Origin of the sequence: Melioribacter sulfuriphilus, from assembly GCF_051488685.1 — a bacterium.
In the GTDB taxonomy this organism is placed as follows: Bacteria; Bacteroidota; Ignavibacteria; order Ignavibacteriales; family Melioribacteraceae; genus Melioribacter.
In genome coordinates, this window is sequence record NZ_JBPSEH010000002.1 from 295,052 (window position 1) to 309,096 (window position 14,045).

A 14,045-nucleotide genomic window follows, 5' to 3' on the forward strand; every position below is an offset into this window, starting at 1 on the left:
CTCTCCTTATCTTACTACAACAAATTTGTGGTAGGCCAGTTCTCCATTCGGTTTTTCAATAACGGCAATATACACACCGCTGCTAATTACCTGTTGACTTGAAGTCAGCATATCCCATGTAACCGAACCTGAACGTGCCGGGTCGTCGTGAACTATTGTTTGAACCAGATCTCCGTGTTCTGTGAATATTTTAATGGTGCATGTTCCTGGCAAATTAAAGAATATAATTCCACGCTGGTCTGTAAATCCATAAGTTTTCAAGAGAGGATCGTTAATATTATATGGATTTGGTACTATTCTAACTTTCGATAAATCATCTGAAGATGGGCGAGGCGGATTTACCCAAAAGATATTCGGCACAAGAACTCGTGAACTGTAGAGCATTTTACCGCGTGTAGTCGGATCGGCATTTGGATCATTTTTATCTATTCTGGCTTTCGATTGAACGTAGTAATAATATTGGGCACCGTAGAGGACGCTTTGATCTTTGTAAACGTGTTCCAGTGCACGGTCGTTTGCGTCGGAATCATATATGGTTTCATAGAATACAGTATCCTGATTCGAAACTCTACGCATAATTCGATAGCCTGCAAAATTCGGCATAGCCTCAGCATCAGGGCACGACCATTTAATTTCAACGCCATCACCGTAACCTGTTACAGTTAATTCGGATGGTGGTGGCGGTGCTTGAGGTATTTTATAATTATGTTCGAAATTCCATTTTGCCCGGTATGCTGTTAACATGACTGAATCGATGCCACTACTTATCCAGCGGTCTTTAATTTTATCCATTTCAGTAGCATCTAACGGGAAGGCAAATTCTTTCGGCAGCCAGCCTTTTTCTGGATCGGGCATGTTAGGTGGGTTCTCGAGTGTTTTGTTCAACCACTTTTTGCCAACTTCAATTGCTTTTTGGTATGAAAGTCCTGCAATACCTGATGCATAAACAATTCTAATTTTTTGACCAGGTTCGAATTTTACATAAGGTCCAAAAACGCTCACCATCATTGGATTGGCACCTTGTTTGGTTCCTCCTGGATAGTCGGAATAATCATAAGTATTTAGTTCGTCGGAGTTGCCGCCATGATGTGTTTCAGGCCATACATTTCCAGTCATTGGAAAATAATCCGAAAATCCTCCCGCTAAAGCCCAAAAGTTCTTACTGCCATAAATATCGTTTTCGACATTATAAGGAATTCTTGTAGCAGTAGCTGCATAAGTAATCCTTGGTTGCAAAAAATCATCTACGTCATCGGCAGGATTTGTGAATGGTTGCTTTGAAGCATGTAAGATTGAATAGAAATAAATATCGCTGAAAAGTAATCTTCCATCCTGAGTAACTATAGGAGCTCCCATATCATCGCCGGGCTTGTCGGGGTCGTCTGCACTGTATTGATAAAAAACTCGGGCGGTGTCACCAATCCTTCCTCCGTAATAATGATTCCACACCCTCGTTAGGTTTGGTCTCTCGTTAGAAGGAACTGTAGGTGTGATTCCTTTTGAATAATAGCTATTTGCTCCATTTCCTTCCATTTTGATATAAAGTGAATCGAATGTAAAATTCGATTTATTTTCAAAAGTAACTTCGAATATTATATAGTTATCGTTATAATTCTGACTCCATGCCAGAATTTTTCTGTGCATTTCTATTCCATAGACATACTCATTCGAAACTTCGACTATCTGGTCGTACGTGCCGTCTGTAAATTTCGAGGGATCATACACACCGAAATTCTCAAGGTCGACCGTCTGGAAATTTACCTCCTGCACAGGATATTTATAACGGATATAATTAGTCATTGGCCTGGTTACTTTGCCAATCGGCAGTTCGTTTGTAGTAGGACCGTATATTGGCAATGTATCGATTAAACCTGTATATGGATTGGGCCATTCTGAAGTTGTACCAATTTGAAAACCTGAACCTGTATTAAGTTCGTTGTATTGGCCTCTAAATCCGATAACGTTATAATCATTCGGGAAGAAGCCAGCACGGTAATCAAAATTACCTTTATCTGCATTTGCTGTAATTCCGATCCAGACCCTTCCCATTTTCATCAATGCCACTTCTTTTTCCGGCGGCAATTGAGCATATAGTGTTTGCATAGCCAGCAGGAGAAAAGTAAATACCGTTAATAATTTTTTCCCGTTCATATATAAAATCTCCGTTTTGTTCTCATTAAAAATCGATTCTTACGCCAACCCAGATATCCCTGGGTTCTCCAAATAGCCAGAAAGAATAATTTGGATCGTTAATGTATGGCTTTTCATCGGAGCGTAAGTCGCCTACTTTATCGTTGCCGGGGATATAATATCCCGGTTGATTTTCTCTCAACTGATCGAACTCAGGCGAGTCGTACATTGGTAAATGAAGCGAAGCCAGATATTTATTCAAGTCATTGTCGTCTTGAAATGCATATTCATAACGCATTAAACTGACCTTGAAATTAAACAAGTTACTTATATCAACGTAGAAATTTAATTTAAGATGACCCAGATCGACAGCTTTATTAAGTTTCAAATCGACCATGTAATAATCCGGCCATTGCATATTATTGCTTACGTGAAGTTTTCCAAGTGGATTATATGTGAAGTAAGAACCAGCATACCATTCACCGAAAATAGTCATACTCCATCCCCCGAAAATTTTTGCACCGAGAATTTCTGGTCCCCAATCCATCGGCGAACGAAATGTCACATTCGCATTTATTTTGGGACGTGGCAGAGCTCTCGATTCGTTTCCCTGATAAAGTCCTTCCTGGTCGTTGTTTATCGTAACGTCAGAAATTATTTGTTTGCCAGTTAATCCCGACTTACTCAACATGTAGTTAAAATTGATCCAGAAATTCAGCCAGGATTGATCATTTTTACTCAATGTAACTTCGAATCCTTGAATATCTTCGTATTCATTGTTAGCAAGTCCTTCGTAATTTAACGTACCCGTTGAAGTTTGATATTGTACCTCGCCAGCCTGTCCAGTTATGTCTTTATAATACCCGGATAGTTGCATCAGGTAACCTTCCATGAAATTATAGGCAAGTCCCAATTCATAAGAAATAGTTCTGGGCGGCTCCAGGTTTGGATTCGACATATCATACAATCCATTTTTGTCGTATCGGTAACGGTACAAATACATCGTGTAATACGGTGGATTCGAACGGAAGTGTCCATAGTTAAAATAGAATTTGGAATTAGTAGTAACAGGGAAAGACACACCGATGCGTGGACTTATTGTAAAGAAATTTTTAATCGGCTGTAAAAATCCGGGATGTTCTTTGTCATATTGTTCCCATATTTCCCAGATATAAGATCTACCTTCTTCGAGTAAAGCAAACAAACTAGTATCAACTTTTTGAGGTCTGAATACTTCTTCGGCAAATGGATCGCCCGAAGGCCATTTTCCACCGCCTCCGTAATAATAGTCGAATCGTACACCTAAATTGGCTACTAAACCTTCGTACGAAATTTGATCCTGTATATAGGCAGCGGTTTGACTTGGCCAGCGATGATAATTAAACTCGTAAGTGTTGTATGCGTTTTGATTCCACTTTTCCCAGAAGTTATGTTTAATGTCGATATAATTATATTCCAATCCTGCTTTTAAAAAGTTATGTTCATTTATTTGAGATGCAATGTCAAACTTCAATTGCAACTGTCGTACTTTAGTCCTATCATACAAATCTCCCTCTTTACGGGCAAAACGGCGGGGAATTCCGGGAGGTCCGTCATAACTCGGAAAAGTAAAACTACCTACTTTGTGCTGGCTTGCAAATTGCCACTTGCCATATGGTGACTCGTCCACATATATTGGTCCGAAATTGGTAACAATCGAAGTATCTCGGTTATCACCTGTCGGTGAATAATTTTTTATATAAAGATATCCGGCTGTAAATTCCCAGTAGGTGCTATTGCTAACAACTTTATTTATAGTAATGCCATTCATTAAAATTGTTTGATTCAATATTGGATATAAAGATTGGTCATACCAGTATTCTGGATTATTAGCAACGTATCTGATGTTATTAATTGGCATAAATCCGCCTGCGTTGCCTGCATTTGGAGCGTCTCCCCACGGTGGTCTGACAGGACTAAGTCCGATCTGACGTTTCCACAATCCATTATAAGAGAGAGTCACTCCTTTTGAAGGAGTAGATTTTATTGTTGCAAGTGTTGTATACGATTTCTGACTTCTCAAAGTCAATGGCATAACATAAAACCGTTCGCTCGAGTTATTTGATATATAAAAAGTTGCGTCACCCAAAAATTTGCCAATGAGAGGTAAAGGTCCGCCGAATCCACCATCAAAATTCCAGTCTCTTCCTTCTTCTTTCATTCTATGCGAAGCGAAAAGTCTTTTTTGTTCTTCGGGTAATTCATAATAACCAATTTGTTGTTTTAATTCATCAGGTAAATTACGCAAACCTTCATAGTCAGGCTCAGACATATGCATCCATGTAGCAAAAAGATATAGTTGATATGGGGTTACCTGTTTATCGGGATCCTTTCCCTTATTGTAGTTTTCTGCTTGTGAAATCCAGCCAGTAAATTTAGGATTTTGTTCTCGCATATAAGGATCGTCTGCCCATGCAGCATCTGTACCGATAAATGCTACAGATGGGTCAAGGTATGCTCTCAATGCATCGTTATGTGGATCGTAGAATGAAGGACCAAATCTTTTCAGGTGCGGTTGATTTGCTGTAAAAGAAAATGTTCCATGATAGCTATCTTTAGAACCACTTTTTGTTGTAATATTAATCAAACCAGAACGGAAATTACCATACTCGGCGTTATATCCACCCGAGAGCAACGAAACCTGTTCGACGGCGCTCATTGGAATTGAAGTTTCGGCATTTCCCACTGCAGAATTGACGTAGGACAGACCATTAACCATAGCACCCGTTTGATCGGCACTGCCTCCTCTTATTGTTAGAAATCCGTTTTCCGTCGATACGCCCGGCAATTTTGAAAGGAATGCATTAATTTCACGGACACCTGAAGCTTCCTGCAATTGACCAGAAGAAACTACTAACTGTGTATTCGATACTTCTTTATGGAGCTCGTCTCTTTTAGCAGTTATGATAATTTCCTGACCTTCGATTACAGAAGGCTTTAATGCAATTTCGAGATTCGTTACGCGATCGGCTGAGACAACAACATTTTCAACAATCTGAGTACCATAACCTATCATTGAAATCTGGATATCATAAGTTCCAACCGGAACGTTAACAATAAAGAACTTGCCATCGATATCCGTCGCCGCTCCAAGATAAGTATTCCTTATTACCACATTTGCACCGAACAACGGTTCTCCTGTTTGCTCGTCGATTACTCTACCGACAATACGACTCTTCGTCTGTGCACTTGTAAACGTCGATAGAGCAATTAAAGTCAGTAACATTACAATAAATATTTTGAGTTTGTCTCTCATAAATAACTCCCACCTTTTATTGTAAAAAATTACGGTTCTAATCTGAACCAATCAAAATCTGTATAACCGTTATTAATATTTTTCTTCCAGCTTAAAGAAAAAATACCAACTTTGGCACCGACCCATTTCCCTTCACGCGCTTTAAATTTATTGCCAATATTTTTAAAATTAATTCCATCAACACTGTAATTGAAACTGCACCAACCTACTTCGTCAACTATTACTCTAAAATATACCAGATTTTCAAGAACCTTTTCTTTGTGGATGATTATTTCAGCGTTTCCACTATCTGCGTTTTTATTAATTGCCTGATATATTAAATACCCTTCATTATTCTTTTTGATGCCGATATATGAATAATCGAGTCCAAAGACAATCAAACCAGCGAATTCATTTTCTGATTGCGGATAGAACTCGAGTTTTGTAGTTGCTTTGAATTTACTCGAAGGAAACTTTTGCATTAGCAATTGAGGCACATTCCATAGATTCTTAATTGAATCGATGACATTTTGGGAGTAAAACCGGAGCCAGCCGTTCCTTACTTTTCTACTCGTCCATGAGGAATCGAAATTAGCCTGCCATTGCCATTGCAGACCGGGATAATCAGAATTAAATTCGTCGTCTGTTTGAGGCACTTTTATTTCAGTCTTAAAAGCGACTTTCGGTTTTCTGTAATTCAATACCGGCTCGCCGATACCATTGCCGTCGTAATCAATACCCATCAAAGGCCAATCGTTCTCCCACTTTACCGGCTGTAAATGGACAATTCTGCCGTAAGCATCTTTATCCTGAAAATGGATGAACCACGATTCACCTTCTGGGGTTTCTACCCACCCACCCTGATGTGGACCATTAATATTTGTCGAACCCTGTTCGAGCACAATTTTATCCTCATACGGACCATAAATATTTTTCGAACGTAAGACTACCTGCCAGCCGTCGTGAACACCTCCTGCTGGTGCAAATATATAATAATAACCGTTACGTTTGTATAATTTTGGACCTTCCATCGTTGGATGTTTGACAGAATCACAAAAGACCAATACTCCTTCATCAAGTAAAGATTCACCGTCGGGACTCATTTTATGAAGAGTCAATTTGTGTTTAATGCCCGAACGACTACGAGCCCACGCATGAACGAGGTATGCATTTCCATCGTCGTCCCATAGTGGCGAGGGATCAATCCATCCTTTTGCTTTTCGAATTAATTTAAGCGGTTGCCATGGTCCTTTGGGATTTTTCGATTTCGTCATAAAAATGCCATAATCAGGATCACCATAATAGATATAAAATTCATTGTTGTGATACCTAATGCACGGCGCCCAGATACCGTTCCCATGTTGTGGTCTATTAAATTCTTCAATTGGATAGTTTATCACTGCATGTGCAATAATTTCCCAGTTAATTAAATCTTTCGAATGTAATATTGGTAATCCAGGGAAGTGAGAAAAACTCGACGATGTCATATAATAATCCTCGCCCACGCGAATAACATCGGGGTCAGAATAATCGGCATGTATGATTGGATTTTTATAAGTGCCATCTCCATTATCTGGAATCCATACAGCTCCGTTTTGCTGTGAATGTACTGATGTCACAAAAATTATAATTAATGAAAATATTTTTTTTATCATAGCACTATCTTGAAATTAACATTTTTTTTGTGATTGATTTACCATCAAAATCGAGTCGATAAAAATATACCCCGCTGGCTATGCCGGTTGCATCAAAATTAATTGAATGCATGCCGGCATTTAATATTCCTTTATATAGATTTGCCACTTCTCTGCCGAGCAAATCGTAAACAGATAATTTAACATATCCCGCTTTTTTAATGCTAAAGTCAATACGAGTTGATGGATTAAATGGATTGGGATAATTCTGGTTCAAATTAAAATTTGCTGGTAATTCAGGATCATCGCTTTTTATGTCTGATATTGTGGCAAGTTCATTAAGATAAATTTCGAGGAATGTATAACCATCTTCACGCACGTTATTTCTGTCTTCAGGATTGTTTGGATCCAGACCATTTGCAATTTCCCAGTCGTTTGGCATTCCATCGTGATCGGAATCAACCGGTACGTTGTAAGTTTTTAATTCAGGCCAACCACCAACATCTTCTTGAGAATCAATAATTCCTTTACCACCGCCTCCATATAATTTGCCATAAGTAGCCGTGCCAGTTCGGGTTTCTTCTACAATACGGGCATCGATTGGATCGCGTTTTGGCAGTGTGGCACCCGCATTTTGAAGGACTAACTCAAATGCTTCTTCTGCCGATTGAACTGTAACTTCGGCTATCGGAAATGGAGTGGCGGCTTTGATTTGCGATTTTAATTCGGAAGTAATTCCCTGAACACCCTTAGTCCAGTTATCGACAGTTACATCAGGGTATCCGAATACAAAGTTATCGGCAACATAAAACTTTCCGTATCCTGTATTTGTACCTCCGTCTGTAGTGGGATTTACTATTCTGTAAACCTTGTCTGAATTTGTAGCCGGGCCAGCTTTATAATAATTAATTCGTACATTCTGATTTCCTTCTTCGCCGCCGTAAGCGCTGTTTTCGCCCCAATTATAAATCACGTTATTCACAAAATCGACAATTTCTTTTTCGGGCTGACGGTGGTATCGGCTTCCATTAAAACGAGGATTTCTGCTTTTGTGGTGAGCCAATAAATTATGGTGGAATGTGGCACCCATACCACCCCAGATTCCCCCATATCCATGCGGACCTTTTGCATGCTTCGATTGATTTAAAGACTCGCTAATGATACACCATTGCATTGTAAAATTTTCATTATCGTAAAAACTTGCAGCTTCATCAATGCTCCATGACATTGAACAATGGTCAATAATTATATTACTCTTTTCTCTACCGTTGAAAGCATCATCCTCGATACCATAGATATCGCCAAGTCGGAATCGGATATATCTTACTATCACATTGTTGGCACTTATGGTAACGGGATAATCTGCTATGCAAATGCCATCTCCTGGAGCCGTCTGGCCGGCAATTGTTATGTTATCATTTTTAATTGTTAACTTTGATTTGAGTCTAATTGTGCCAGAGACTCGGAAGACAACCGTACGAGGACCCGATTGATTGACTGCGTATCTTAGACTACCTGGTTCATTGTTGTCCTCAAGAGTTGTCACCTCGTAGACGGCACCACCGCGACCTCCGGAAGTAAATCTGCCGTACCCTTCGGCTCCAGGAAATGCGACTATATTAGAAGGCACACTTTTTGTCACAAAATTCATTTCAATTCCGTAATAAATTCCACCAGAAGTTCTGGCGAAAGCCCTGTAGTAATATTTAGTGCCTGGCTTCAAACTATCGAGCAAAGTTGTAAAACTTCCCGCACCATTACCAACAACTATTTTAGTATCTTCAATTGTGGGATTACCGTTCAGATTCAAACAAAAACCTCTTTCCAGTATAGCATCGTTATTATCGTAGATAACACTTCCGTTTAATACTGCTGTAAATGAAGTTATATTTGTGGCTTCATTGGTTACAACTGTCATCGGCAATTGCTCGTTAGATTCAGATGCGATTCCTGAAATTATAAATTCTTGCAAGAAGAGGTATTTGTACGGATTTGTCGAACCGTCTGGAAGCCAGGGATAGATTCTAACATAAATTTTTTGATGGTCGCTTAAAGTTTCCGTAAGATCAAAGGAATATTTATCAGGCGTGTCCCTGCCAACTTCAATAAAATCACCTCCATTTAATTTAATTGGATTTGCAAAATTAGATTCGATGGAGTAATAAACGTTTGCTTTCATTTTGCCGGTGCCTCCGGCATTCATGTAAAAAGACACATTGGTTACAGTCAACTTATAACCCGATAGAGGAAATACCGTAAATTCGATATATCTTTCGGGATTTTCAGAAGACTCGTTAGGCCAGTTATTTCCGGTCCACCATCTTTGATATTTTCCCAATGGACCAGTCGAGCTATCCGATAGAACGCCAGTATAATCTTTCACTTCAATATTATGACCTGTGGCGGGTAAACCCAATACGTTACCCTCAGTTAATGTTACTTCTTGATTTTCAGTTAAATTCCATTTTACGAGTGCATTATTCTGTCCGTATGCCACTCCAATAAAAATTGCAAAAAAGAAAAAGTATGAGAATATTTTTTTCACGTGAGCTCCTGTTATTTGAGTACCAGCATTTTTTTTGTTATAGATTTATTGTCGAATGTAAGTTGATAATAATAAATTCCATTTGATAAACTTTTATTCGGCAATGAGTTCAAAACAACGTGACATGTATATTCGCCCTTCTTTTTATATTCATCTACCAGAGTTTCAATTTCTCTTCCAAGAACGTCGAATATTTTTAGCCTTACGTGTCCATCATACGGCAACGAATATCTTATTATTGTTTCGGGATTAAATGGGTTGGGATAATTCTGACTCAAATAAAGAAGATGAGGAATTTTTTCGGTCTGCTCAACAGAAGTAATAAACTCTCGATAAATTTGTTCAGCTTCCTCTTTTTCGATCGCATAATTAAATATTTTTAACTCGTCGAGCGCCCCTGAAAAAGAAGAATTTTTATCAGAACAGTTGCCAAAAAACATATTTTCTCTTTCGGATATATCTCCAGTTAAATCATCAACTTCATCAGCAATATTACCGTTTAAGAATATTCTAACTTTCCGGTTTTGTGCGTCTCTAACTCCAATAATATTATTCCATCCCTCTGAAAGAAAATTTGAAAGATTAGTCAGCTTTGCAGTTGTTTTATTTGTATCATCATCAATTGAAAATCGTAATTCGTTATTCTTGATTTCAAGGCCGTACCATTTACCTGATTTTTTAGTTAATGGATCTTTTACAAATGAACCCTTATGAACCAAATACATCGATGTTTCTTTCATGTCAGTTATTTTAAACCAGCAGGAAATAGAAAAACTTTCATTTGAAAAATCGATCGAGCCGTGATGAGGAATTTCTACATAATCATCGACTCCGTCGAATAGAAGCGCCTTATTGTTAATACCTTCGGTCCACGAATTTTCATTAATTAAATAAGCTGTACCGTTAATATGAAATTGCATAAAATCGTTCACCGTAAAATTCTTACCCTCGTCGAATTTCCAGTAAGCGATTACTTGAGGAGATAAATTTTTTTTTGTGATAAAGTACCATGTATCGCCCACTGTTTTTCCGTTGGAATTAACTTCGTCAATCCGCCAGTAGTATTTAGTATTGTAACTTAGATTACCTGGATTATAAAAACTCTCCGTAACTGTCTTTACAAACGGTGGCGGATTTTGAGTACCAAAATAGACTTCATGGTAGTCTGTGTTTAATCCCGTTTCCCATTCCAGCTTCGTAGTTAATGAAACAAAACTTTCATTATTAGTTGGAATTGGATTTTCTGCTTTTAAGGGAGGTGATGTATTGCTTAGAGTTGTAATCACCAGTGTATCAGAGTAATCTGAAATTAATGAATCGTTGAAAGCATAAATACGATAATAATAAGTGGTCTGTTCTACAGTAGTGGTGTCGATAAAATTATTACTGTTTTTTTCTAATTCAATTAATAACTCGAAAACAATAGTAGAATCTCCAGATTTAACGCCGCGTTCAATTTTATAGCCGTTTTCATTTTCGGCATTGTCCTGCCAGCTCAATTTAACTTTAGAAAAGTCGATTAATTCCCCTTTCAGGTTAGAAGGAGCTGGGATAAAATCTGGAAAAGCTGTAATTGAATTTAGATAGTTTTCGAGATTGGTATAACCGTTAAGTGCAAATTGACTTCCATCAGAAGCATCCGTTGGGTTAAGACCATTGTTAATTTCCCAGTAGTCGGGCATCCCGTCATGGTCGGAATCAGGCTTTACAGGTCCCTGTTTCAATTCAATCCATCCACCTACTTCATCCTGAGAATCGATAATTCCAGTGACAGGATGATCGTCAGTAAATTTTTGATTATACCGGTATGTTTTGCCTTCATAATTTGCATAACCGTTCCGTACTTCGTCGATAATTCTTTTGTCGATAGCATCTCGACGCGGTAAAATTGCTCCGGCACTATCCAGAACCCTTAAATAAGCCTCTACGGCAGTCTGCTGATTGATCGGGATATATTCAAAAGGAGTATTTGATTTAATTGAATCTTTATATTGAGAATTAATTTCTTGAACTCCATATTGCCAGTTGTCCTGTGTGGTTTCGGGACTTCCTTCAACAAAATTTTCAGCGATATACCATTTACCGTAATCGAGTAGGCCGTTGCGGCTGCTTGGTGCTACTATTCGTTTTTTTACGCCGTCTTTTGTTGCTGGTCCAGGTTTAAAGTAATTAGCAACTAAATTAATTTGGGTAGCTGGACTTTCCTTATAGTCAGGATCATGAAGTTCGCCGCCATAAATACTGTTGAATCCCCAATTATAAATCACATTATTTCTGAAGTCTGTATTTCCGCTACCGGATGCAAAGCGGGGATTTCTGCTTGAATGGTGCGCAAAGAGATTGTGATGATATGTTGAATTTTTTCCTCCCCAGATAGCTCCATATCCGTGCTCATCTTTTTCATGTGTTGAAGAATACAAACTTTCGCTGATAACACACCACTGTACAGTCAAATTTTCACACCAGTAGAGCGACATAGTTTCGTCGATACTCCAGCTAAGCGAGCAGTGATCAATAATTATATTTTTTTGAAAGCGACAGCTCATTGCATCGCCGTTGGAACCTAAGTTTGTCTTGTTGCCCAAGCGAAAACGTAAATATCGAATTATAACTTCGTCTGCTTCAATTATAAACGGGTAACCAGCCACGCAAATTCCGTCGCCTGGAGCTGTTTGGCCTGCAATTGTTATATAAGGATTTTTTATTACGAGCTGGGACTTGAGATGAATTGTCCCAGAAACTCTAAAAACTACGGTTCTTGGTCCCGCAGCTTCAACGGCATATCTCAAACTGCCAGGTCCACTGTCGTTAAGATTAGTAACTTCGTAGACACGCCCGCTTCTGCCGCCAACAGTATATTTACCCCATCCTTCAGCGCCGGGGAAAGCAACTTGTTGTGAAAAAATTATTGTTGCATTAATACTAAGCAACAAGAAAGTGTAACTAATTAAATTTTTCATCGATTATCCGAACTTTCAGAATAAAGGCATCCTGAAAACTATATCATGAAACAGGATGCCTTTTTAAACTCTGTTATTTAATTAGCATCATTTTTCGTACGAGGGATGTTTCTTTTGAAGTAAGTTTGTATAGATAAATTCCTGTAGATAAATTTTGTGCATTGAATTCGATATTATGACTACCAGCATTCAACTCTCCGTCGATAAGTACGGCTACTTCTCTACCCAGCAAATCATAGACGACAAGCTTCGTATAACCAGCTTCTGGAATTGTGAATGAAATTTTTGTAGTAGGGTTAAATGGATTTGGATAATTTTGTTTGAGACTGAATTTTGTAGGAATGCTTTCATTTTCTTCGACAGAAACAGCATTGCCAGCCCATCTTAAGTCACCAATTGGTCCACCGTCTGTACCAAAAGTCAGGAGGGGTGAACCTGCAGGTAACGTAAAATCGCCATTGGCCGGGTCAAGGTATTCAGGATTCATATAAATGGTATCATTTTCTGATGGTATGGTGACCCATCTCAAATCGCGAGACGGTCCCAGTTCCCAGAAACAAAGTCGTTTCCACGTAGCAATTGGTGGCATATCAGAAGAAGCTCTTTTGAAATAGAGTACTTTTTCTCCTTTGTCTTGCGCATTGGAAAAAATTGAATTGGTAATTGTCCATTCATTATCAGAATGTTCAACCAGAATCATATTTTTACCGCCGCCAATATCATCAAATGTACAATGATCTATTAGACCAGTCGGTGGAAATGTATTTGGATAACTCGAACCACCTTCAAAACGGATTCCGTATGCATTAATATGATAGAAAGTGGAATTTTTTGCTTCAAAATATTTACAGTTAGCGTATTTAAATTGCACTACAGAACCTGTTGTACCACTACCTGGTTCATCACCAATATTATAAACGATAGTGTTGTGAATCATTATTGTATCCTGCACAACATTATAAAGTGTTTCGCTATATGCACCATCAATCATATTTCCCTGGAAATCGTGAATTAGACAATTTTTAATATAAAGTTTGCCGACCTGGATTTCATTTAAAGGGACAGGATAAGAAATTAATCTAGTCTGGACTGGTGTACCAGGAGACATGGGACTATCCCCTCTAATTTCGAGTCCTTCGAGAGTTAAAGCACTTCCTTCGTCCATAACAAAGTATTCGCTTGGAGTAGTTTCTCCAGGGGTAAAGTTGCTATAAAGTATTGGCTTGACATCAGCAGTTGGTTCTTCAGCTTTAATAGTAATTTTTTTGTTTTTTAGCACGGCAAAATTTGCAGTAGAAGTTGTATATTCAGCGCCGTTTGTTAAAACCAGTATATCACCTGAACTGGCATTCTCGATAGCCGTAGTTAGCGTGCCGTCACCAGGCTCAACTGTAATGATATTTTGCGGAAAGATTATGCTCGACAATGCAAAAATCCATAAAAATAGTAACTTTTTCGGCATTTTGACCTCCTAGACTTATTTTTGTGTTATTAAGCTATAT

The 14,045-nt window shown here is 38.5% G+C and carries 6 protein-coding genes; all 6 read right to left on the reverse strand.

The genetic code is table 11. From position 1 onward, the window contains the following. Positions 1–6 precede the first annotated feature (6 nt). Positions 7–2,151: a hypothetical protein gene (locus tag ACSSV9_RS04580; RefSeq protein WP_437346051.1), complete on the reverse strand. Its 2,145-nt coding sequence runs from the start codon at positions 2,149–2,151 to the stop codon at positions 7–9. A gap of 25 nt (positions 2,152–2,176) precedes the next feature. Next, complete coding sequence (locus ACSSV9_RS04585; RefSeq protein ID WP_437346052.1) at positions 2,177–5,425, reverse strand: TonB-dependent receptor; 3,249 nt, start codon at positions 5,423–5,425, stop codon at positions 2,177–2,179. Positions 5,426–5,454: 29 nt separating this feature from the next. Further along, the gene (locus ACSSV9_RS04590) at positions 5,455–7,059 is read right to left on the reverse strand and encodes a glycoside hydrolase family 43 protein (protein WP_437346053.1); all 1,605 of its coding nucleotides are present in this window, start codon (positions 7,057–7,059) and stop codon (positions 5,455–5,457) included. A 4-nt stretch (positions 7,060–7,063) separates the two neighbouring features. Then, positions 7,064–9,583, reverse strand: coding sequence for a T9SS type A sorting domain-containing protein (locus tag ACSSV9_RS04595; RefSeq protein ID WP_437346054.1), 2,520 nt, complete (start codon positions 9,581–9,583; stop codon positions 7,064–7,066). Positions 9,584–9,594: 11 nt separating this feature from the next. Beyond that, positions 9,595–12,543, reverse strand: coding sequence for a LamG-like jellyroll fold domain-containing protein (locus tag ACSSV9_RS04600; RefSeq protein ID WP_437346055.1), 2,949 nt, complete (start codon positions 12,541–12,543; stop codon positions 9,595–9,597). A gap of 73 nt (positions 12,544–12,616) precedes the next feature. Next, positions 12,617–14,005, reverse strand: a complete 1,389-nt coding sequence (locus ACSSV9_RS04605; RefSeq protein ID WP_437346056.1) for a DUF5123 domain-containing protein — start codon at positions 14,003–14,005, stop codon at positions 12,617–12,619. Positions 14,006–14,045 lie beyond the last annotated feature (40 nt).

Excerpts from the sequence above, each read along its gene's own strand:
- ACSSV9_RS04580 (WP_437346051.1), bottom strand. The coding sequence starts at position 2,151 with ATGAACGGGAAAAAATTATTAACGGTATTTACTTTTCTCCTGCTGGCT.
- ACSSV9_RS04585 (WP_437346052.1), bottom strand. The coding sequence starts at position 5,425 with ATGAGAGACAAACTCAAAATATTTATTGTAATGTTACTGACTTTAATT.
- ACSSV9_RS04590 (WP_437346053.1), bottom strand. The coding sequence starts at position 7,059 with ATGATAAAAAAAATATTTTCATTAATTATAATTTTTGTGACATCAGTA.
- ACSSV9_RS04600 (WP_437346055.1), bottom strand. The coding sequence starts at position 12,543 with ATGAAAAATTTAATTAGTTACACTTTCTTGTTGCTTAGTATTAATGCA.
- ACSSV9_RS04605 (WP_437346056.1), bottom strand. The coding sequence starts at position 14,005 with ATGCCGAAAAAGTTACTATTTTTATGGATTTTTGCATTGTCGAGCATA.